Source organism: Neobacillus niacini (assembly GCF_046591715.1).
In the GTDB taxonomy this organism is placed as follows: domain Bacteria; phylum Bacillota; class Bacilli; order Bacillales; family Cytobacillaceae; genus Neobacillus; species Neobacillus niacini_L.
Map to the genome: position 1 here is coordinate 52,874 of NZ_JAWVNQ010000002.1, position 21,800 is coordinate 74,673.

The 21,800-nt window shown below is 40.5% G+C and carries 20 protein-coding genes; 15 read left to right on the plus strand and 5 right to left on the minus strand.

Features of this window, described 5'->3' with window-relative positions; all coding sequences use genetic code 11:
* Positions 1–64 precede the first annotated feature (64 nt).
* From SFC47_RS07685 to SFC47_RS07695, 3 genes are all read right to left on the minus strand, one after another.
* Positions 65–1,390, minus strand: coding sequence for a (Fe-S)-binding protein (locus SFC47_RS07685; RefSeq protein ID WP_411253686.1), 1,326 nt, complete (start codon positions 1,388–1,390; stop codon positions 65–67).
* A complete protein-coding gene (glcD, locus tag SFC47_RS07690) occupies positions 1,387–2,799 on the minus strand; it encodes a glycolate oxidase subunit GlcD (protein ID WP_411253687.1) in 1,413 nt (470 codons plus the stop codon). The genes SFC47_RS07685 and glcD overlap by 4 nt, the downstream gene beginning before the upstream one ends.
* 114 nt (positions 2,800–2,913) lie before the next feature.
* Positions 2,914–4,017 (minus strand): CdaR family transcriptional regulator, encoded by a 1,104-nt coding sequence (locus SFC47_RS07695; protein WP_411253688.1) that lies wholly within the window; start codon positions 4,015–4,017, stop codon positions 2,914–2,916.
* Positions 4,018–4,123: 106 nt separating this feature from the next.
* Between SFC47_RS07695 and SFC47_RS07700 the strand changes: the two genes are divergently transcribed.
* The 11 genes from SFC47_RS07700 to SFC47_RS07750 all read left to right on the plus strand — a co-directional run bounded on the left by SFC47_RS07700 (position 4,124) and on the right by SFC47_RS07750 (position 13,335).
* Positions 4,124–4,987, plus strand: coding sequence for an HAD family hydrolase (locus tag SFC47_RS07700; protein ID WP_411253689.1), 864 nt, complete (start codon positions 4,124–4,126; stop codon positions 4,985–4,987).
* A gap of 119 nt (positions 4,988–5,106) precedes the next feature.
* Positions 5,107–6,009 carry an N-acetylmuramic acid 6-phosphate etherase gene (gene murQ, locus SFC47_RS07705; RefSeq protein ID WP_411253690.1) on the plus strand — a complete coding sequence of 301 codons (903 nt, stop codon included), beginning with the start codon at positions 5,107–5,109 and terminating at the stop codon, positions 6,007–6,009.
* 24 nt (positions 6,010–6,033) lie between these two features.
* The gene (locus SFC47_RS07710; RefSeq protein WP_411253691.1) at positions 6,034–6,888 is read left to right on the plus strand and encodes a MurR/RpiR family transcriptional regulator; all 855 of its coding nucleotides are present in this window, start codon (positions 6,034–6,036) and stop codon (positions 6,886–6,888) included.
* Positions 6,889–6,986: 98 nt separating this feature from the next.
* The gene (locus tag SFC47_RS07715; protein WP_411253692.1) at positions 6,987–8,348 is read left to right on the plus strand and encodes a PTS transporter subunit EIIC; all 1,362 of its coding nucleotides are present in this window, start codon (positions 6,987–6,989) and stop codon (positions 8,346–8,348) included.
* Entirely contained in the window at positions 8,345–9,352 is a 1,008-nt protein-coding gene (locus SFC47_RS07720; protein ID WP_411253693.1) for a MupG family TIM beta-alpha barrel fold protein, read from the plus strand. The genes SFC47_RS07715 and SFC47_RS07720 overlap by 4 nt, the downstream gene beginning before the upstream one ends.
* Positions 9,353–9,600: 248 nt before the next feature.
* Positions 9,601–10,230, plus strand: a complete 630-nt coding sequence (locus tag SFC47_RS07725) for an AmiS/UreI family transporter (protein ID WP_411253694.1) — start codon at positions 9,601–9,603, stop codon at positions 10,228–10,230.
* Between the two features lie 109 nt (positions 10,231–10,339).
* Positions 10,340–10,480 (plus strand): hypothetical protein, encoded by a 141-nt coding sequence (locus tag SFC47_RS07730; protein WP_283952744.1) that lies wholly within the window; start codon positions 10,340–10,342, stop codon positions 10,478–10,480.
* 266 nt (positions 10,481–10,746) lie between these two features.
* Entirely contained in the window at positions 10,747–11,217 is a 471-nt protein-coding gene (locus tag SFC47_RS07735) for a hypothetical protein (RefSeq protein ID WP_411253695.1), read from the plus strand.
* Between the two features lie 142 nt (positions 11,218–11,359).
* Positions 11,360–11,929, plus strand: a complete 570-nt coding sequence (locus SFC47_RS07740) for a sigma-70 family RNA polymerase sigma factor (protein WP_411253696.1) — start codon at positions 11,360–11,362, stop codon at positions 11,927–11,929.
* The gene (locus SFC47_RS07745) at positions 11,922–13,055 is read left to right on the plus strand and encodes a hypothetical protein (RefSeq protein WP_411253697.1); all 1,134 of its coding nucleotides are present in this window, start codon (positions 11,922–11,924) and stop codon (positions 13,053–13,055) included. Before SFC47_RS07740 ends, SFC47_RS07745 begins: the two co-directional genes overlap by 8 nt.
* A 124-nt stretch (positions 13,056–13,179) precedes the next feature.
* Complete coding sequence (locus SFC47_RS07750; RefSeq protein WP_411253698.1) at positions 13,180–13,335, plus strand: hypothetical protein; 156 nt, start codon at positions 13,180–13,182, stop codon at positions 13,333–13,335.
* A gap of 85 nt (positions 13,336–13,420) precedes the next feature.
* On the opposite strand, the gene SFC47_RS07755 is transcribed toward SFC47_RS07750, so the two are convergent.
* Complete coding sequence (locus SFC47_RS07755; RefSeq protein ID WP_411253699.1) at positions 13,421–14,338, minus strand: aldo/keto reductase; 918 nt, start codon at positions 14,336–14,338, stop codon at positions 13,421–13,423.
* Positions 14,339–14,542: 204 nt separating this feature from the next.
* Here SFC47_RS07755 and SFC47_RS07760 point away from each other — a divergent pair, with 204 nt between their 5' ends.
* From SFC47_RS07760 to SFC47_RS07770, 3 genes are read left to right on the plus strand one after another with little or no spacing between them, the layout of a single operon-like run.
* Complete coding sequence (locus SFC47_RS07760) at positions 14,543–16,339, plus strand: cache domain-containing sensor histidine kinase (protein WP_411253700.1); 1,797 nt, start codon at positions 14,543–14,545, stop codon at positions 16,337–16,339.
* A complete protein-coding gene (locus tag SFC47_RS07765) occupies positions 16,314–17,894 on the plus strand; it encodes a response regulator transcription factor (RefSeq protein ID WP_411253701.1) in 1,581 nt (526 codons plus the stop codon). Before SFC47_RS07760 ends, SFC47_RS07765 begins: the two co-directional genes overlap by 26 nt.
* Positions 17,895–17,921: 27 nt before the next feature.
* Positions 17,922–19,232 carry an ABC transporter substrate-binding protein gene (locus tag SFC47_RS07770; RefSeq protein WP_411253702.1) on the plus strand — a complete coding sequence of 437 codons (1,311 nt, stop codon included), beginning with the start codon at positions 17,922–17,924 and terminating at the stop codon, positions 19,230–19,232.
* Positions 19,233–19,744: 512 nt separating this feature from the next.
* Here the strand turns inward: SFC47_RS07770 and SFC47_RS07775 are convergent.
* Positions 19,745–20,650: a nuclease-related domain-containing protein gene (locus SFC47_RS07775; protein ID WP_411253703.1), complete on the minus strand. Its 906-nt coding sequence runs from the start codon at positions 20,648–20,650 to the stop codon at positions 19,745–19,747.
* Positions 20,651–20,860: 210 nt separating this feature from the next.
* Between SFC47_RS07775 and SFC47_RS07780 the strand changes: the two genes are divergently transcribed.
* Complete coding sequence (locus tag SFC47_RS07780) at positions 20,861–21,796, plus strand: ABC transporter permease (protein ID WP_411254086.1); 936 nt, start codon at positions 20,861–20,863, stop codon at positions 21,794–21,796.
* The last annotated feature ends 4 nt before the right edge of the window (positions 21,797–21,800 follow it).

The window sequence follows — 21,800 nt, forward strand, 5'->3', positions numbered from 1 at the left end:
ATTCCTAAATCATATAACAACAAAGCACCTGTTATCGAAAGCCTTTTTCATACCGAGTACTACCCTATTCTTTCACTGCCTCCGCTAACAAATCCACAATATGAACACCGCGCATCTTGCCAGACAAGCCTTCACGCTCAATTCCTAACTGCATTTGCAGCAAACAGCCAGGGTTTGCGGTTACGATGGTAGTCGCATGAGTTGCTTTCGCCTGGACCATTTTATAGTCGAGCATGACCATCGACATTTCCGACTCCACGATGTTATAGATTCCAGCAGAACCACAGCAGCGGTCAGCTTCTTTCATTTCTTTGAACTGTACCCCTTTTATCGCCCCCAATAGCGTCCGGGGAGCAGAGGCAGTTTTCATTACATTCCGCAAATGGCAGGAATCCTGATAGGTAATCACCTGAGGCGGGAGCTCTAGTTTCACTTTTTTATGAAAAGAAACTGCCACGAGGATTTCAGAAATATCCTTTATTTTCGCTTTGAACGCTGCAGCCCGCTCACTCCAAACAGGGTCATCCTTAAGCAGATGATCATAATCCACAAGGAAGGCACCGCAGCCGCCTGCATTGGTAATAATAAAGTCCGCCCCTAAATCCTCAAAGGCTGCAATGTTTTTCTTCGCAAGCTCCTTCGCTGCATCCTTTTCACCGCTGTGTCCGTGAAGAGCCCCGCAGCAGGTCTGCTGTTTAGGGATTACAATCTCACAGCCGGCTAGTTGCAATAATTTCATCGTCGCATCGTTTGTTTTCAGGAACATCGTATCCATTAAACAGCCGCTGAAAAACGCTACCTTGTGTACTTTCTCAGCTAATGCCGGCAGATGTTCCGGACGGTTCTTCATTTCTTTCATGGTCGGTACTTTAGGCAGTACTTTTTCCATAGTGGCTAGATTGTCAGGTAACAGCCCTAAATAACCCACTTTCCGAGCAAGAGTCTGAACTCCAGAGCGCTGGTAAAATCCGAGAAGACCTACCATCGTGCGCATCCGGTTTTGGTGAGGGAATAACCCTTCAAATACCGTTTTTCTAACAGCCCTGACAGGTAGTGAATGCTTCTTGTTTTGATTAATAATATCTCTTGCCTCTTCCAGTAAGTGACCGTAATTCACGCCGGAAGGACAGACTGGTTCGCATGCCCGGCAGCCAAGGCATAGTTCAAGTGAACGCTCGAACTCCTCATCGGGTTCGACAATTCCATCGACGACCGCTTTCATCATCGCAATCCGTCCGCGGGGTGAATGAGATTCCTTGTACCCTGATTCAATATAGGTTGGGCAGGTTGGCAGACAAAAGCCGCAGCGCATACAGTTTAGCAGCTCATCTTCATTCATCCGCTCTTTAAATTGCTGTTGAATTTTTTCCTGCTCGAGTAAGGTTGTCATCTTGTAATCACCACCCGTTTCTTGCTGTCTTTGGCAAACACTTTTCCAGGGTTCATGATGTTGTTCGGGTCAAACGCCTGCTTGATTCCCATCATTGCTGCGATTCCTTCTTTTTTCAGCTTCCATTCTAAGTACGGTGCCTTCATTGCTCCGACTCCGTGTTCGCCGGTAATGGTTCCGCCTAGTTCAATCGCCTTTTCAAAGATTTCAGCGAATGCTTTTTCAACGCGTTCCATTTCATCATGGTCTCTCGCATCCGTTGCACATGTAGGATGAAGATTGCCGTCACCGGCATGACCAAAGGTACAAATGGTCAGATTGTATTTTTCGGTAATTTCATTAATTGCTTTTACCATGTTGGCAATTTCCGAACGCGGGACCGTCGCATCTTCTAAAATCGTTGTTGGTTTTAATCGTGCCACTGCAGAGAGTGCTGCCCGGCGTGCCGTTCTAAGCGCCATTGCTTCCTCTTCAGTTGCAGCAATTTGAATCGATACCGCGTTTTCCTGCTTACATACTTCAGCGATTTTAGCGATATCGCGCTCAACCACTTCCGGCGGACCGTCCTGCTCAATTAACAGGACCGCTTGGACGTCTGTCGGCAGGCCAATCTGGGCATAATCTTCAACAACCTTTAGTGTTGCTTGATCGAGAAACTCCAATGTTGTTGGAATGATTTTATTGGCGATAATTTTAGATACCGACCTTGCAGCTGCTGAAAGGTCTTGGTAAAGTGCCAGCATTGTTTTCCGTGTTTCAGGCATTGGAATCAATTTTAACGTGGCTTCGGTAATCACACCAAGTGTTCCTTCAGAGCCGACAAACAGCCGCGTTAAATCATATCCGGCTACATCCTTTGCGAGCTTTCCGCCTGTTCGAATGATATCGCCATTTGGCAATACGATTTCAAGTGCAATCACATAATCCCTCGTTACACCGTATTTGAGTCCGCGCAAGCCGCCGGAGTTCTCGTTGATATTACCGCCAATCGTTGAGATTTTCATTGAACTTGGATCTGGTGGATAGAAAAGACCTTTTTCCTCAATGGCATGAATCATATCAAGTGTCACCACACCTGGCTGCACGGTAACCGTTAAATTTTCTTCATCAATTTCTAAGATTCTGTTCATATGTTTAAAAAGAAGGACCACTCCGCCTTCAGTTGGGCACGTACCTGCACAAAGGTTGGTACCGGAGCCGCGCGGAACAATCGGAACTCCATATTGATTACAAACCTTCAAGATCTCAGCTACTTCCTCTCTATTTCGCGGACTGACGACTGCATCCGGCATTGATTGGAAGTTTGGCGTTGCATCATAGGAATAGACTAAACGTTCTATTTTTGAATCATCGAAGTTTTCCTTCGTTACGATTGAGATTAACTTATCTTTTACTTCATTCGAGAGCATGTTATTTCCCCCAGTTCGTCCTATTTTCATACTACTTAAAGTATAAAAAAAACAGGCCTAAGCCTGCTATAGATAAACATACAAATTTTTAGTAATAAATTGCTTTGTATTTAGTTATTCATCCAAAAGTTGAACAGCGAAATACAAACAAAACAAATCATGGATGGTGTTGGGGTTTAAATGGGTCAGCTCCTCGATTTTCTTTAAACGATAATGGAGGGTATTGATATGAATGTGCAGCGATTGTGCTGTGTTTTTCAATGAATGGTTTTGTTTAAATAGCTCATTTAAGGTCATCAATAGGTCTTTTTCTTTTAAAATAGGACCAATCGTCCGCTGAATAAATTCGGATTTTACCTCTTGTGTCAGGACCCCGGTAATCATCTCGAGTGTTAATTCCTCATCAAAAATAATACTTCTATTTTTTTCAGCCAGTTTTAGAGCACGTTCAGCCTGTGCATAGGAATGGTGCAGAGTGGAAGGGAGCGTACATTGGCCAACTCCGGCATAGACGGAAATCCCAAAACTCTTATTGATATAGTGTAAAAATTGTTGAAGGCGGCTTTTGAGTGAGGTTGGTTGAATGGCTTCAGAACAATCGATTAACATAATGATCCGTTCATTCCCAGACCTTGTTAGTACATCGTTTTTATTTTGCGAAAAGGAATTCAAAATCGTCGACCACACATCCCTTGATAATGGAAACTTACCTTGTCCCAATTCGATAATGACCGCAGTACGTGGAAGATCCAGACTAATCGAGAGCGCCCGGGCACGTTCAAGCAGAACCGGACTTGGTTCTTTTGCCTGCAGCCACTCAAGGACAAAGGTTTCCATCGCCCGTGAGTGATAGTCAAACTGTTCCCCAAAGTAATTTTCACTGATTAGCAGCTCAGTCATTTTTCGAATAATTTCCCCAAAAGGAGTAACCATTTCAGGGTCACCTGTGATCCCTATAACGCCGATGACCTCATGTTGAAAGAAAATAGGAAGATTGATCCCAGATTTAACTCCTTCTAATTTCATAACATCCTTCTCGGTGATAATCAGCTTTTTCTTTTGCTGTGAAGTGATGAAGGCTCCTTCGTGAAAGGTGCCGAGCCGATCCTGATTGGTGCTTGCCATGATGATGCCTTCTGTGTTCACAACAATAATTTCTTCTGCTATTAACTTTTGAACTTCTCTAACAATTTTTTCAGCAAGCTCTGGTTGAAGCATGTTTGTGACACCTCTTTAAAAAAATAATGGAAAGAAGTATTTTTGAAATAATATTTTAATTAGTACTATAATCATTATGAAATAAAAGTGCAAAGGGGAGAATATCATGAAATATAAACTACTAGCGACGGATTTGGATGGAACACTATTAAATGAACAAAGAGAGATTGATAAGGAAAATATCGAGGCGATTCATGAGTTCCGTGAAAGAGGAGGAAGAGTGATTATCACAAGCGGCAGGTCACCTCTTTCTACTAGGTGGATTGCCAATACAATTGGATTAAAAGGGGAGCCGATTATTGCTTATAACGGAGCTGTGATTCTTGATGAAAGTGGGGAAGTTAGTGAGCAGGCTGCCTTCGGGCACGATCACCTTATGAGTTTTTGGGAGTTGTGTGAAGGCGAAGGCATTTATGCTCATTTTTATGAAGGAGATACCCTGCTTGTTCCTAGAGAAACGAAATGGAATCAGAACTGGATTGAGAATAATATCCTCGCTCTTGAAAAAACAGGAGCAGATCTTACAGAACGAGAGAGCTTCAGGAGCCGATGTCAGGTGAAAATGGTTGATAATTTTTATACCTATGTAAAAAGAAATCATCCTGTAATTACAAAAATTGCTGTATTTAATGATGAGGGTAAACTTGCTGATTTTTCAAAGAGTATTGATAAACAGGTAGGGAGTATGGAAATCAGCAGCAGTTTCAACTTCTTAAATTTAGAGATTTCACCTGCTGGGGTTAGTAAGGCCTCCTCTCTAGTAAAGCTTGGTGAGGCGTACGATATTCACATCTCAGAAATGGCTGCGATTGGCGATAATTTCAATGATTCCCTTATGCTCAGTGCTGCAGGACTAGGGATTGCGATGGGAAACGCACCGGACGAAGTGAAGAAATTGGCCGATACAGTGACCGGGAGTAATCATGAAGCAGGCGTGGCACAAGCAATTCGTCGTTATTTACTAGAATAGGATTGAAACGGTATTTCACTATTTTTATAAAAATGTTGAATTATCATTTCAAACATGATATATTGAGTGCATAGTAATCGCTTACAACTAGAAAAGACTACTCCGAGGAGGATCAGGAAATGATTGAAGAAAATCTTGAATTATTAACGACCGAATCCCGAAACGAAGAGACTATGCAGATTGATACTGCAAGTCCTATTGATATATTACGAATCATGAACGACCAAGACCAAAAGGTGGCACTAGCTGTCAATGAAGTTCTGCCAGAAGTGGAGACAGCCGTTCAGTTTGTGTTTGAATCCTTTAAAAAAGGAGGCCGCCTGATTTATTTAGGTGCCGGAACGAGCGGCAGACTTGGCATTTTAGACGCAGTGGAATGTCCGCCAACATTTAGCACAGAACCAGAAATGGTAGTCGGGCTAATGGCAGGAGGAGAGGGTGCCTTTCTTAAAGCAGTTGAAGGTGCCGAAGATAGCATGGAATTAGGTGTTAATGATCTGAAGGATTTAAATTTAACAGAGAACGACACCGTGATCGGAATTGCAGCCAGCGGCCGGACACCTTATGTGATTGGAGCACTTCGCTATGCTAGAAGCATTGGAGCAAAAACCGTTGCGCTATCGTGTAATAAAAATGCAGCGATTAGTAAGGAAGCTGACCAAGCGATTGAAGTCATTGTCGGACCAGAAGTGCTGACTGGTTCAACTCGTTTGAAATCAGGTACAGCTCACAAAATGATTTTAAATATGATTTCAACTTCATCAATGATTCTTTTAGGTAAGGCTTACGAGAACTTAATGGTAGATGTAAAAGTGAGCAACCTTAAATTAAAGGAACGCGCGATTGGGATTATCCGCAAAATCACTGGAGTTTCCTATGAAACTGCATTAGAAACATTGGAAAAATCAGGGCTGCAGGTGAAAACAGCGATTGTGATGATCAAACGTGAAACCACGAAAGAGGAAGCAGAAAAGCTATTAACAGAAGCGAATGGCTATGTAAAAATCGCCATTCAACAATAGATTTGGTGAAAAGGTGGTAGTAGTGTGGCTGCAGGCGGATTAAAAATGCTTCAAAATATGCTGGAACAGCTTCCGGCTTCTGAACGGAAAATTGCTCAATTCATTCTCGAGAATCCACAAAGTGTGTTGAACAGTACTGTTAATGAGATCGGAGCTCAAGCGAAAACGAGTGGAGCTGCAGTGATTCGCTTGTGTAAGTCACTCGGGTTGAATGGTTTTCAAGATTTAAAGGTGAGAATTGCGGGCGATATGGTGAAGCCCGCCGAACAAGGGTATCGTGACATCGAGCCTGGTGAATCTTATTTCTCGATTGTCCAGAAAACTACCAGCAATAGTATTCAGAGTATCCGTGATTCTGCGGAGATCATCAACTATGAGGAACTGGAGCGGGCCGTACAGATATTGCTGCCTGCAGAGAATGTCCATTTCTTCGGAATTGGCGCCTCAAATATTATTGCGAAAGACGCACAGCAGAAGTTTCTTCGCATTCAAAAAAATGCAACCGCTTTTACTGATACACACCTTGTGGCAACCTTGATTGCCAATGCCAAAGAGGATGATGTGGTGTTTGCCATCTCGCACTCTGGTGAAACAGCCGAGGTGGTTAAAGTAATATCGCTTGCAAAAGAACGCGGTGTAAAAACGATTAGTTTGACTAAGTACGGACAATCGTCTGTCGCTTCGCTTGCTGATATTAAACTGTTTACTTCTTATGCAGGGGAAGCAGCTTTCAGAAGTGCGGCAACCTCATCACGTCTTGCACAGTTATATATGATGGATATTTTGTTTTTGTCGATGGCCACTGTTCAGTATGAACAAACGATTCATGCAATTGATCAAACCAGAGATGCGATACGGTTTATTAAAGAAAGAAGTTGAACTTAGGGGGGTGATGTGAACACTATTACACCATGTTCATTGGGGAAATAGATCACATGATTCATGAAAAAAATACAACAGAGAGTAGGGGAATTAAAATGGCAGGAGAAAATAAAATATTAGCTGAAAAGATCCTGGAACAATTAGGCGGATCCACTAATATTGGCAATTACACACATTGTATGACAAGACTTCGCGTGACACCGAAGGATGAGAGTGTGGTCGATAAGGCTGCCCTTAAGAAAATTGATGGAGTTCTTGGAGTGGTTGAAGAGGAAACGCTTCAAATCATTCTTGGACCTGGAAAAGTAAATAAAGTAACAGAAGAGTTCGGTAAGTTGATTGACGCAGCTGGCGGAATCAATTTAAAAGAGAAAGCGGCGAGCACAAAAGCAGAAATCAATAAAAAGAATGCAACACCGTTTAAAATGTTTTTACGTAAAATCGCTGGTATTTTCATTCCATTAATCCCAGCCCTTGTTGCATCAGGATTAATTACCGGGATCACAAAAGCGGTAATTCAAGCAGGCTGGTTAGCGGGTGATTCTCAGCTTGCAACGATTTTATCCGTTATTGGAAGTGGATTATTCGGTTACCTAGGTATTTTAGTTGGTACCAATGCAGCGAAGGAATTTGGCGGGTCGCCAGCACTTGGTGCGATTGCGGGTATCTTAATCATTAACCCGGCTGTTGCGGGTATTCATTTGTTTGGTACAGATTTACTTCCTGGACGCGGTGGATTAATTGGCGTATTGTTTGCAGCCATCTTTATCGCTTTAGTTGAAAAACGTGTACGTAAGTTTGTTCCAACTAGTTTAGATCTTTTCATCACACCAACTGTGGCTTTATTGGTTACTGGTATTGTTACTTATCTTGTTTTTATGCCGCTTGGTGGTTTCTTCTCAGATATTATCACAAAAGGTTTAACTTCATTGCTTGATATGGGCGGTGTCGTTGCTGGATTTGTTCTTGGTGCAACGTTCCTTCCGCTTGTTGTAACTGGTTTACACCAAGGTTTAACACCGATTCATTTAGAGTTAATCAATACAATTGGTGATGACCCGCTGCTTCCAATCTTAGCAATGGGTGGAGCAGGTCAAGTCGGTGCAGCATTTGCTATCTATCTTAAAACAAAGAAAACTCGTTTAAAAAGAGCAATTGGCGGTGGTCTGCCAGCAGGTATTCTTGGAATTGGTGAGCCATTAATCTTCGGTGTTACACTACCATTAGGCCGTCCGTTCTTAACTGCATGTTTAGGTGCTGGTGTCGGCGGTGCGTTCCAAGCAGCATTTGGTATCGCAACCATCGCGATCGGTGTATCTGGTCTGCCGCTTGCGTTCCTAGTAGTTGCAGGTCAGGTTGTCCTTTATTTAGTCGGGGTATTAATTGCTTATGCAGCAGGATTCTTGTTCACGTACCTATTCGGTTTCAATGATGATATGGCTGGTGAGTTTGATTGATCGGTATTTCCTTCTATCTAAATGATCCTTTAGCAGAAGAGAGAATTGAACGAGCTGGAAAAATGGGTGTGAAGCGGGCGTTTACCTCGCTTCACATCCCAGAAGAGTCTGGAGATTTAGCGGGTCGTGCAATGGTACTCTTACAGTGTGCAAAGGATGCAGGGATAGAGGTTTATGCAGATGTATCATTAAAGACACCAGGTCACTTAGGATTAGATAGTTTATTTGATTTAAAATCACTTGGCGTCAGCGGTCTCAGACTTGATGATTTTTTTGAGAATGAATTGATTTTGAAGCTTGCGGAGGAATTTAAGCTTGCGCTGAATGCCAGTATTATTTTTGAGGAAGATATCCGTGCTTTATTGGCTGGTGGATTAAAAGCGAGTCAGCTGCTTGCCTGGCATAATTTCTATCCAAGAATTGAGACCGGATTATCTGATTGGTTTTTTCAGCGGCAAAATGAACTTTTTGAGAAGTATGGAATTCCGGTTAGTGCCTATATTCCAGGTGACGGGGAAAAACGTGGTCCGTTGTTTGAAGGACTGCCAACCTTGGAAGAACACCGAGAAATAGACCCATTTTTGGCGGCATTGGAATTGTTCCATTATGGTGTTTGTGATGTCTATATTGGTGACCCAGAGGCGAGTGAGGATCTACTTAGGAGATTAATCGATTTTGATTCCAATTCTACTATTGAAATACGAATTGAAGGGTTCCAAGAAGGAGAGTTTAAGCTTCGACCTGATTTTTCACGAGATGTTCTGCGGTTTATGGATACTAGAAGTGCTGATTCAATACTTCCTGAGAATTCGAGCGAACGTTGGCTTGGCAGTATCACAAGAGACAATGACGCATATGGACGGTATCGTGGCGAGGTCCAAATCACCCTGTGTGATTTGCCTGCTGATGAAAGGGTCAATGTGGTGGGAAAAGTTGTCGAGGATGATATCGTGTTTCTTTCTTATCTTAAGCCTGGTCAAAAGGTAAAATTCATACATGCATAAAGAGAACTGCCTCCTTTTGGGGGTAGTTTTTTGCATTGGGCACATATGGGGAAAATGGAAAAACTTAATTTACACTTTGTTCAAACCTTCCTTAACTTTTGTTCACTTATTATGCTATATTGGTACAGGTATTAAATAATGCTATTTTTTAAGAAGGCAATTTCTTTTCTTATCTGAGGAGGGAAAGTGCTTTTTTCTATTTTAAAGGAGGGGAAAGTTGTGAAAAGTCCATTTTCACAGCGATTACTATGAGTTTTGTTGGTTTATTTTTATCAGGTGCTGTACTTTTTCTAAATGGTCTAATGCTTTTAGGAAAGGCAGAAGGTAAAGCAGTTGGCTATTTTAATCTTTTCGTCGGAGTGATCCAAATCATTAATCCTTTTTATTTAATCATGACCTCGAGTCAAGGTAATTGGGATTTATATAATAATGCGGCTATCTTTTTATTTGGTTTAACGTACCTATACGTTGGGGTTACCTCTGTGAAGGGGCTTAATGGCAGTGGTCTGGGCTGGTTTAGCCTGTGGGTTTCCCTTATTGCGGTTGTGTATACGGTCATCTCTTTTATTCAATTTCATGATGTCGTTAATGGGTTAACATGGGGATTGTGGGCATTTTTATGGTCGTTATTCTTCCTAACCGGCTCTCTTAATAAGAAAATTGATGGCTACGTTGGTATGGCAGCCATCGTTCTATCGTGGGTAACCCTTACGATTCCAGCGATGCTGTACTTTGTAGGTGTTTGGAATACACCAGCTGTCCAACAAATTTGGACTTGGGTGCTAATTCTGACGATCGTCTTTTTCGTAGTCAGTCTTTTTAGTCCAAAGCTACTATTTAAAAAAGAGAAAAACGTACAAAAGGTACAAGTTATTTAAAAGCCATCATACTACTATTGACGCAATCTGTTATTTTTGTATAATTAATAGATGTTATTACTATTCATACATTTATAACTAGCTAGAAGGTAAAAAAGGGGTAAAGTTTGTGGCAAAAAGTATGTGGATGACACCAGAAGAATCAATGCGTAAGAAAAAAATGAAAAAGAATCTGCTTTATATTAATATCATGATTGGCACGATTATACTAAGTGCATTAGTAACCATCCTAGCTAATCAAGTCTCTTAATACAAATCCTAATCCTTGTTGATTAGGATTCTTTTTTTTCTTATAGAAAGATTGTGCCTGAAAAACGAGGATGAATGAAGTTTGGGTCACAATCGTGTGGGTATTGTGCCCGAAAAACGAGGATGAATGAAGTTTGGGTCACAATAGTGCAGTTATTGTTCTCCAAATTCGATAGGAAGCAAAAGTTCGGTAACAATAAGCTTATGAATTTATTTGACCGTCGATAAGTATCCTTTTTGGGCAATTATAAAAGGAGGAGGGATTATATGGATGAATTGAAATATTTGAATCCAACCGAGCTGCTGGAGAAAATCTATGACACGCTATGTTCTGAGTATGAAGATGAAGCCCACTACGATAATGAAAAGGATAAACAAGAAATAGAAATTACCAAAAAACGTTTAACGAAAAAAGTGTTTAACGAATTCGTCGTCGAAGACGAGTATTTCTTAACCATGGATTCGAAAACCTTTAAAGAACGCTACCATTTATATGAAAAAGACTTACTCAAAATGATCACAGGCTGCAGCGAAAATGGTGTCCCTTACGAAAAATTCATCGTCATCATCGATGACCTGCTGGCCAGCGCCAACCACAGACTCAACGCATTCGAACAACTAAACGAAGAAATCATCAGAATCAAAGCCGAAAAAGAACAAGAAGAAGGAGTTGAAGAAGCAATAGAGGCAGAAGAATCAGAAACAGAGGAAGAGGAATCAGAGGCAGAGGAAGGATGAGAATATACAGTGATGTATAAATGGTGCCTGTCACCGCTCGTGGACACTGTCCACGAGCGGTGACAGGCACCAACTTTTTTACAAATTTTTGTAACCTCTATATTAGTTGAATCGTCGAAACTGTAGAGAAGGGGGCAGGGGTATGGAATTGCTGGATGATACGGACAATGAAAAAATAGATATCTTAAATATGAACACCGACAACGCTATAGAAATATTGATGAATGATTACGGGGAAACCATCAAGCGCTTGGTTTTTACCTATATTAGGGATTATGCACTTACGGAGGATTTAACACAGGAAATCTTTCTTACACTTTATCTTAAACTGGGAACTTTCGAGGGAAGAAGTTCCTTAAAGACTTGGGTGTACTCGATTGCGATTAATAAATGCAAGGACTACTTAAAAAGCTGGCATTACCGAAAAATGAGTTATACCAATAATCTTCTTGATTTTATTGGGACTAACAAAGGTCCAGAGAATAATCTGCTGGAACAGTCCACTAGAAGTGAACTAGCGCAGGAAATTCTTAAACTGCCTATTAAATACCGGGAAGTTATCATTTTGTTTTATTATAAAGAGTTTTCCATTCATGAAATTTCGGTGCTATTAAATATTAGTGAAAGCACGGTTAAAGTAAGACTTCATCGAGGCCGGGAAAAGTTACGACTAGGCTTAGATCTATTGGGACGGGGTGAGTTAAATGGATAAATATCTTAACACTATTAAAGAAGAAATGGATGAACATATTTCTTCGGATGCTTTTTTTACCGAAGAGGATAAACGGGGTGTAAGGAGAAAGATTCGAGAAGCAGCAAGTTCAAAAAGAAAACAAAATCGGTTCTTTCCTTTGGTGATGTCCTTTGCTGCTGTTGCTGTATTCTTTTTCCTTATAGGGGGTTACATGGGTAATCAGCTTGGGCTGTTTTCCAAAGAGAACTCTGTTTCTCAGCAAAATGCACCAATCAACAACACTCCAGAAGTTGCCGGGATTAAATTCGACCCGAAAACCATAGAATTGGGAACACAGCTGGGCGGCTTTCTAGTAAAATCCGTTTCGCCAAGTGCCAGGTATTTTCCTGCTTCACCCTTCCAAGCAGTGTTTACGGGATCTGAAACCATGAGCGGTATGTTCCATTATATAGAGGAATCGCAAGAGCTATGGTTTTATCCTGATGAGGCCGAGGCAAAGAAGCTTCCCGCTCCTGAAGGTGCAGCCAGAATTCCAATGATTTCGATTTCCAACTTTGCTGAAAATAAAGACGAAGTCCTTGAATTGTTAAAGATTAACCAAGGCGAAAAGATAGTGGGGAATGTAACATTATCCTGGTATCGAATGGACTTTAGGAGTACAGGTGAACAGGTGGACAGTGCAGATATTGCGGCAGTCAATGGTACACAATTGAGATTAAAGGAAACTGGTAATACGGGTGTAATGGATGAAGTGCCATTAGAGTTTGAAGTAATTTCGGATCAACTTTCCCCCGTTTATGAAAAATTCTATCAAACAGGGAATGATGATGTTCTGAAGGGGTTGGAGCCGGAGGACATCTTCCTAATGTTTGTGCAGGCATTAGAATTCAATCATACCGTAACGATGTATGAATTATTTGATGATGAAAGCACTAAGATGCCTCATTACCAAAACTTCGTCGACAGCGTATATGAAAAAGAAGCAAAAACCTTGCAGATAGAACTTGAAAAAATCAAAGCCAACATAGGAAACTTGGAGATACAGAAAAACAATAACCACGCATCAATTGGTGTCAAAGGAGAAACAACATACTCATTAAAGAAAAACAAAGCTGGTATCTGGAAACTAGAATACATCTTCTAAGAATGGTGCCTGTCACCACTCGTGGACACTGTCCACCCCAGACGGACAGTTCAAATTTAAAATCCTCCTTCCTCATAATGCTGATTAATCTGGAAAAGCTAGGATAAAGGGGGTTTGAACTGATATGAAGTGGAAGAAGTTTTTATTGATGCTGCTTTTAAGCGGCTCTCTTTTCTCTCTTACAGGCTGTGGTAATGATGAGCCGCCTGAGGAAGGGGAAAAGATTGAAGATGTGGAAGAGGAAGATGAAATTGGCGACGGCGAGGTAGATGATGAATAAGGGCAGGGGATAGAGCCCAGCCTCAGGCAGTAATAAAACAAGGAGTGCCCAAGCGGGGCACTCCTTCGTCATTTATTGTGTGAAATTATGGCAGGATATTTCCTGCAGCACGATAGATGCTGTACCACTCTTCACGTGTTAGATTTATTTCACTTGCTCTGCAGCAATCCTTTAACCTGTCCACATTCATAGTTCCTGTAACAGGCTGCATTTTGGCTGGGTGGCGCAGCAGCCACGCGATGGCAATAGTCGTATTGCTGACTTCATACTTAGCACCGATTTCATCAATTGCCTGATTTAATTCTGGAAACTTTTCGTTTCCTAAAAACACGCCTTCAAAGAATCCGTATTGGAATGGTGACCACGGCTGAATGGTAATATCGTTCAGTCTGCAGAAATCAAGGACACTGCCATCGCGGTCAATCGCTGAGTCATTCTCCATATTTACATTGATCCCATTAGAAATCATATTGGCGTTGGTGATGCTCAATTGCAGCTGATTGGCTACGAGCGGCTGCTTCACATATTTTTGCAGCAGTTGAATCTGCATAGGTTTTTGATTGGACACACCAAAGTGGCGGACTTTCCCAGAACTCTCAAGTTTATCAAAAGCCTCGGCTACTTCCTCCGGCTCTACCAAGGCATCAGGACGGTGCAGGAGTAAAACATCAAGATATTCAGTGTTCAGCCTTTTTAAAATTCCATCTACGGAATCTAAAATATGCTCTTTTGAAAAATCAAACATCCCCTTGCGTATACCGCATTTTGATTGCAGGATAATTTTTTCACGAACCGCTGGATTCATATGTATCGCATCAGCAAAAATTTCCTCACAAGCCCCGCCGCCATAAATGTCCGCATGATCAAAGAAGTTCGCGCCTTCTTCTAGTGCACTTTGGACAAAAGTTTCAGCCTCATTCTTTTCAAGTGATTTAATCCGCATGCAGCCAACGGCAACCACTGGCACTTCTAATGTGCTGTTTCCCAGCTTCATTGTTCTCATCGTCATAACCTCCATTAAGGAAAATTTCTATTGGTATTCACAATTCCTATTTTGACACATGTGACGGAGTGTATCAAAATTTACAATTCGCAGCCATTTTTCATGCACTAGAGTCTAGTATTATTTAAATGCTATAATTGATTATTCCTACTATTTAATCAATGAAAGGGGTTTTACCACTTCTTTTTTGGAAAGGAGGGAAACATGCTTTTTTCATTACGAAATCGTTTATTACTTGTTTTTACTTGTTTGTTAACCATTCCATTTGTTATTCTTTCAATCGTGATTCCCAATTTTTTTACATCTGTTATTCGAGAACAAACACAAGAATTAACCATAGAAATGATGGATCAGTTTTCACTTTATGTTGATTCCATCACCTCCCAGGCCGAGGACTTAGGCAAGCAGGTCCTAGTTAACCAGACTACTCAAGAATGGCTGCGATTAAATAGACGAGGTGCAGAGGCAGAAGAAATTGACTCATCGATGAATCAGCTTAGACAGGGGCTGTCATCAATCATGATAAACAATTCTAATGCGATGTCCATTTCAGTGCTGCTGGATAATGGAACGGGGACTTGGGGTAATCATCCTACCCTTCATGAAACGGAATGGTACAAAGATTTTACCCAAAATAACCAGGATTATGTTAAATCACATTTAGATCCTTTTCAGCAAAGTCATGAAATGCAAGTGAGGAAGATCAATAGCTATATTCTCCCCTTGATTGATACCAATACGATGATATCGGCAGGAGTCATAAAGGTGAATTTCCCTTCGGTTTTACTTGAAACGGCACTAAATAAAATAAAGAAGGGTCAAAATGAGCATACCTATTTGTTAAATCAGCATGGTGAAAACATTTTGTCAGGTACTATTAAGACCCCAAGTTCGATCCTGCAGCAAAGCTTGAAACAAATTTCCGCAAGCGATGACCAAGAAGGGCTGATTGAGGCTTCTTATCAGAAGGAAAGGTATCTGGTGTTCTTCCAAAAGCTGCCGGTTGGCGGTTGGATTTTAATCAGTGAAGTGACGGAGTCTGAATTGTTCGCTAGAGTCAATCATTTGCAGCACAACCTTCTGTTAACAAGTGCAATCCTTTTTATTATAACCCTTGTGGCTTCCTATATTATGTCTAACAATATTACGAGTCCTTTAGGGAAACTTGAAAAAGCGATGAGATTAATAGAAAGGGGAGAATTTTCAGAGGCGAAGAGTTTTCTGCCTGATATTAAATCGCAAAATAATGAGGTAGATTACCTGATCGACGTAACAAAACATACGATTGACACATTACAGAATTTAATTGAAACAGAATATGAAGCCAATTTACGCCGGAAAGATGCAGAATATAAAGCCTTATTACTGCAAATAAATCCTCACTTTTTAAATAATACATTAGAAATTATTGGAAGTTTAGCGCTTCAAGGGAAAAATAAAGAAGTGATGAATGTGAGCGTTTATTTAGGAAAAATGCTGAGATATTCGTTAAATTCAAAAAGCAATATTGTTTCGTTAGGTGAAGAAGTAAACTACATCAAAAGTTACACGAACATATTAAAGTTGAGATATGAGGACACAATCAGAATTCAAATGGATGTAGACCCTGACACGCAAACCTTCCCCGTTATAAAATTCATTTTACAGCCACTCGTGGAGAATGCTGTGAAATATAGTTTTAGCGAAAAGACATTTGCAGATATTTTTATTAAAACTAAAAAAGCTGGGAACCAGATCAGCATCACCGTAGAAGACAAAGGTATAGGGATGTCAGAAGAATTGATTTCAGACTTACAGCAAAATGATGAAACAATGATTGTGTTAGAAAGCAAAGGGAACAGCATTGGTCTTAGAAATGTACTTGGACGATTAAAGCTTACCTACGGAAATGATTTTTCCTATTGCATAGAATCTATTAAGAATGAGGGCACTAAGATTACACTGCTGATTGATGTAAAAAGGGGGGATAGACAGGATGAAAGTGTTAATCGCGGACGATGAGATTCAAATTCGTAGAGGATTACGATTAAAAGTGGATTGGGAGGAAGAAGGTTTCCAAATTGAGGAAGAGGCTTCAAATGGGAAAGAAGCCTTCGAAATCCTCCAAACCAAAGATATCGATGTAGTGATCACGGACATGAGAATGCCTATTATGGATGGAGTGGAATTAGCAAAACGCTGCCACAAAGAGTTTCCTCATGTAAAGGTCATTGTCTTATCGGGTTACTCTGATTTTGAATATGTGCGGAATTCACTGCAACAAGGCGTCAGAGACTACTTATTGAAACCTGTCGCCCCTGATGAATTAGTAGAAGCATTGAGGAAGATACGGAAAGAAATAGAAGATGAGAAAAGAAAACAAATTGAAATCGCCCAAATGAGCCGGTTTGTACATTCTCATTTACAAGATTTGCAGGAACAATTTATCCTCCATTTAGCAAAAGAAGAAGTATTACAGCTTCCAATTGTGACTGAAAGGCTTCAGCAGCTTCAGTTAGAAAATCTGGCAAATGAAAATGGAAAAGTACAATTTTTTACAGTGGAAATAAGAGAAAGTGACGATCCTATTCGTCTAGACGAACTAAGAATCCCATTTCAGCTGCTGTGTAAGGAAATCGCCCAACAGCAAACAGCGACCTATATGTTTACGGATCCCAGCTACCCAAATATGGTTCAATTTTTAAAGGTAGTGGACACCAATTCTCTATCAACTGATCAGTTTGTCGTACACGTTCAACAAACCGTTAACAAGTTATTAAAATTAGAAACTGTCATTGGAATTGGTACGATTGTGAATGGACTGTCAGAATATAGGAGCGGATATATCTCTAGTTTACTTGCATGGAGCCAAAGCCAGCTTGGTTCAAAGTCTCAGATTCTGGACCAAACAACCGCAAGTGCAGGAGTGTTTGATTTTTCTCCAGATTACGAAAAACGGATAACCAATTCTATTGAAAATCTCGATTTTTCTGCTTTTAAAGACAATTTACAGAAGGTTTTCGAAGGTTCCAAAGGTCGTTCCGTTATGTCGTTTTCATTCGCGGCCAACCAAGTGCTATTTATGTTAGGGTCATTAGCCAAAAAGTATGATGTTGAGACGAAAGACATCCAAAATACGATTTGGAATTGCCAGCAAAATATTTGGAAGCTTTATTCACAGCATAAAGTGAAAGAGGATTTGACACAATTAGCCTCGTTAATCATTGAAAAGGTACGTCTTGCACGTTTTTCTAATAAGAAATTAATTGATAGTATCCGCCATTATTTGGACCAGCATTATGCTAGTGAAATATCCCTTACCACATTATCTACTTTATTTCACATTAATAGTGCCCATTTATCAGAAACCTTCAAACATCATGTCGGCCAGAATTTCAGTGATTATCTGGTTACATTAAGAATGGAAAAGGCTAAACAACTACTGAAGGATAAACAGCTGAAAATTATTGATGTCAGCAACTTAGTTGGCTTTTCAAACTCAGGGTATTTTAGTACGGTCTTTAAAAAACACTTTGGACAAACACCGGTTGAATTTCGTAACTCGATAGGGGAATAGGCCTATTGAAGGGAGGAGCAGATACAGTTGAAGAAATGGATCGCTATCATACTTCTTTTTTGTTTAGCAGTCTTTGCCTTTTTCTATTTTTTCCCACTTTCAAATAAGAGTTCAGAGAAAGAGAAGCCGGCAAAACAAATTGAGCTGACCTTTTTACGAAATTTAGGCAATCAAGCGTATAATCAAGCCTATGAAGAGGTAATCGAAGCTTTTGAAGCATCGCACCCCCATATTAAAATTAATATGCAATCGATGCATTGGGGAAATGAATACGAATTAAGGCTGCGTACGGAACTAGCTGCAGGAAACCATCCCGATATTATGGCGATTGACAGTCCAAATCTGGCTCTTTATGCCAATTCAGGCGCGCTTTTATCGATTGACTCTTATATGAAAGAGGAAGGGAATATTGAAGATATCCCTAAGGGAGTACTAAACGGTTTAACCTATAATGATGAAATTTACCTTGCCCCTATTGTGGAATCGAGTATTGCCTTATTTTACAATATGAATCTTTTCAGGGAGGCTGGAATCCCCTTTCCATCAGGTGATACTGACAATCCCATGACGTGGGATGAAGTGCTTGGGATTGCTAAAAAAATCAACAATCCAGCAAAAGGTGTGATCGGGATAGACCCCGCTCAAGGATTTAATGTTGGAGAAGGACCTGCTTATTTTAAAATGCCAATTTTATGGCAGTTCGGTGCAAGTGTGATTAGTCCTGATGGAACAACCGCAGAGGGGTTTATCAATTCTAAAGAAGCATTAGAGGCCTTGCAATTTTATCAAGACTTATATCGTAATCACCGAGTAGCGGCGGTTGAAATGCCTCCTGCGCCTTTTGAAAATAATCAGCTTGGGATGACGATATTGGGTTCTTGGGCTATATCGGAATTACAGCGAACCCCTGGTTTTATTCTAGGAGAAGACTATGGCATTGCCCCGCTTCCGAAGGGGCGGTATCAGGTAGTACCGAATGGCGGATGGGCACTTGGGATCTCCTCGAAAACCAAATATCCAGATGAGGCATGGGATTTTGTTGAGTTTGCTACAGGGTATGAGGGTTCGAAGCTGTTTGTGGAAATCACTGGTGATTTACCTGCAAGGTATTCGGTAGCGAAATCCTTCCCTGAACTCAATGAATATCCTAAAAATATCTTTATCCAACAAGACCAAAACTACTCGAAAAGTCGGCCGGTAACGCCAGCCTATCCCGTTATCAGCGAAGCGATTAAAGAATTATTCGAGGAAGTAGGCAGGGAAGGAAAAGATGTTAGTTCCGCTGCGAATAAAGCAGCGGAAAAGATTAATAATGGTTTAAAAGATATTAAAAAGTAATCCTCTAGTTTAGGAACTAGAGGATTTTTCTTATGAAGGACAAATCTCAACAAGAGTACGAGAGATAAGTCTTTCATCAAGGGCATGAAGGACAAATCTCAACAAGAGAGTGATAGATTAGTCCTTCATCAAGGGCATGAAGGACAAATCTCAGTAAGAGAGTGATAGATTAGTCTTTCATCAAGGGGATGAAGGACAAATCTCAACAAGAGAGTGATAGATTAGTCTTTCATCAAGGGCATGAAGGACAAATCTCAACAAGAGAGTGAGAGATTTGTCTTTCATCAAGGGGATGAAGGACAAATCTCAGTAAGAGAGTGAGAGATTAGTCTTTCATCATGGGGTTGAAGGACAAATCTCAACAAGAGAGTGAGAGGTAAGTCTTTCATCAAGGGCATGAAGGACAAATCTCAGCAAGAGTACGAGAGATTAGTCTTTCATCAAGGGGACGAAGGACAAAACCTAACAAGAGAGCCAGAGATTTACCTTGAACACTGTCAATTATCCGCATTTCATTCATAATAAGACCATTGGTGAACTCCTTTGCTCACTAAATGCTTTCCCAATGTCCTATTTATGGTTTTTTTAGAATTAACTACTCTGCACCATTCATGAATTTCATTTGTAGTGATTTTCCTTTCTGGAAATAGTAACTTATATTCCCCGACCATACGCAAAATAGCAGATGAAACCATTTCTTCGCACCCGCAATGAAGACAAACTACTTTCTTTCCCTGAACGGTCACATCAAACGACTCACATCCAAAGCAGGTCATCCCTTTTTTTATCGTCTCATATTTATAGGCAGGAAGATGGATATTAGGTGGTACGGTTTGATGTAAGGAAATTAGCTTGTCCGCTAGATTTTTATGCGACTGATTGAGCCGTGATGGCTTCAGGTCTAATTTTTTCATAAAGTTGTCAAGCTGGGTTGGAAGTACAAAGGGCAGATCAGGTGGAGTCTGGAATAATGTAAACTGGGGATTAATGAAAATAACGTATGCTTCAAGTGTTAGTTTACTTCCTAATGATTGAAGGAGATTGCTCAGCAGTAACTTACTTCGTTTGAGCTGATCTAGCGGGTTCTGGATATCCCGTCCGCTAATCGTTTTGAAATATTCAGCGCCATAAATATACTCGCCCTCAAAATTTTTCACCTCAAAGAGTGAAAGGGTGTCTTGAAAAATAAGGGATGAATCAAGTTGAAAACTAGACTTGCTGCTATCAAGCTGTAAATCATTCAAAATATGACAGTCACGCTGGAGTTTCTCTGTCAATTTATCAAACTGTAATTCCCCTTGGAATCCTTTTTCTTGGTTTTGATAATACCTCAGGTCATCCTCGGTTAATTTCTCTCGTTTATTCAAAATCCTTAAAACCTTTAAAACCATTGATACACTTCGTGCTTTGTATGCCATATCCCACATCCTTTCTATCTCCCATCATATCGAAAAGGAGGAGTGAAAGCGATGTCAAACTTCCGAAAATTTTAAACTGCACTAACCAAAAATATTAAACTCTTCCCTTTCTTCCTTTTGTTATATTTAACCCATGTTGAAAGTGCTTTCAACGGATTATATAGATAGGAGGGTAAGAGAGTGGAAGAAATAGTAAAAACAGAGCAAGTCATGCCGGTTCATACAAGTAAACCTACTAAACTAAGCAGGAACCTTCAATATATCAAAAAGAACTACATTTTATATTTGCTTATTGCTCCTGCCGTAATTCTTACCGTTATTTTTAAGTACATCCCAATATACGGGGCTGCGATAGCCTTTAAGGATTTTAGTCCAATAAGGGGGATTGCGGGAAGTGAGTGGGTAGGTTTTAAACATTTTACAAGTTTCCTAACTTCTCCTAACTTCATGGAAATCTTGATGAACACGATTAAATTAAGTTCATTTGAACTACTAATCGGTTTCCCGATTCCTATTATTCTGGCATTGATGTTGAATCAGCTTAGAAAATCGGGTGTGAAAAAGAATGTTCAGTTAGCTCTATATGCACCACATTTTATATCGGTGGTTGTCGTTTCGGGAATGGTCTTTCTTTTCCTATCACCTGTTGGACCTGTTAATGCACTGTTATCAACCTTTTTGGATAAGCCAATATCATTTATGTCTGACCCAGATTATTTTAGAACCATCTACATTTGGTCAGGAGTTTGGCAAGGGGCAGGCTGGGCATCGATTGTTTATGTAGCAGCACTTGCGAATGTTGACCCGCAGCTTCATGAAGCAGCAACACTTGATGGGGCATCTCTCCTCCAACGAATCTGGCATATCGATCTTCCGACGCTTAAGCCAGTGATGGCTGTGTTGTTTATCTTAGCTGCTGGAGGAATCATGGGAATTGGTTTTGAAAAAGCGTATCTTTTGCAAACATCAATGAATTCACCATCATCAGAAATTATTGCCACTTATGTATATAAACGAGGTCTGCTGGCAGGAGATTATTCGTTTGCGACCGCCGTTGGATTATTTAATGCCGTTGTGAATGTGATTTTACTTGGGGTAGTCAATCAAGTAGTTAAGAAACTAAACGAAGGTGAAGGACTCGTTTAAGGAA

What these genes read in the sequence shown, in the direction of transcription:
- SFC47_RS07755 (WP_411253699.1), bottom strand. Translation starts at nt 14,338, where the DNA reads ATGAGAACAATGAAGCTGGGAAACAGCACATTAGAAGTGCCAGTGGTT.
- SFC47_RS07695 (WP_411253688.1), bottom strand. Translation starts at nt 4,017, where the DNA reads ATGCTTCAACCAGAGCTTGCTGAAAAAATTGTTAGAGAAGTTCAAAAG.
- SFC47_RS07715 (WP_411253692.1), top strand. Translation starts at nt 6,987, where the DNA reads ATGGCAGGAGAAAATAAAATATTAGCTGAAAAGATCCTGGAACAATTA.
- SFC47_RS07685 (WP_411253686.1), bottom strand. Translation starts at nt 1,390, where the DNA reads ATGACAACCTTACTCGAGCAGGAAAAAATTCAACAGCAATTTAAAGAG.
- SFC47_RS07775 (WP_411253703.1), bottom strand. Translation starts at nt 20,650, where the DNA reads ATGGCATACAAAGCACGAAGTGTATCAATGGTTTTAAAGGTTTTAAGG.
- SFC47_RS07740 (WP_411253696.1), top strand. Translation starts at nt 11,360, where the DNA reads ATGGAATTGCTGGATGATACGGACAATGAAAAAATAGATATCTTAAAT.
- SFC47_RS07735 (WP_411253695.1), top strand. Translation starts at nt 10,747, where the DNA reads ATGGATGAATTGAAATATTTGAATCCAACCGAGCTGCTGGAGAAAATC.
- glcD (WP_411253687.1), bottom strand. Translation starts at nt 2,799, where the DNA reads ATGCTCTCGAATGAAGTAAAAGATAAGTTAATCTCAATCGTAACGAAG.
- SFC47_RS07725 (WP_411253694.1), top strand. Translation starts at nt 9,601, where the DNA reads ATGAGTTTTGTTGGTTTATTTTTATCAGGTGCTGTACTTTTTCTAAAT.
- murQ (WP_411253690.1), top strand. Translation starts at nt 5,107, where the DNA reads ATGATTGAAGAAAATCTTGAATTATTAACGACCGAATCCCGAAACGAA.
- SFC47_RS07750 (WP_411253698.1), top strand. Translation starts at nt 13,180, where the DNA reads ATGAAGTGGAAGAAGTTTTTATTGATGCTGCTTTTAAGCGGCTCTCTT.
- SFC47_RS07760 (WP_411253700.1), top strand. Translation starts at nt 14,543, where the DNA reads ATGCTTTTTTCATTACGAAATCGTTTATTACTTGTTTTTACTTGTTTG.
- SFC47_RS07700 (WP_411253689.1), top strand. Translation starts at nt 4,124, where the DNA reads ATGAAATATAAACTACTAGCGACGGATTTGGATGGAACACTATTAAAT.
- SFC47_RS07765 (WP_411253701.1), top strand. Translation starts at nt 16,314, where the DNA reads ATGAAAGTGTTAATCGCGGACGATGAGATTCAAATTCGTAGAGGATTA.
- SFC47_RS07780 (WP_411254086.1), top strand. Translation starts at nt 20,861, where the DNA reads ATGCCGGTTCATACAAGTAAACCTACTAAACTAAGCAGGAACCTTCAA.
- SFC47_RS07745 (WP_411253697.1), top strand. Translation starts at nt 11,922, where the DNA reads ATGGATAAATATCTTAACACTATTAAAGAAGAAATGGATGAACATATT.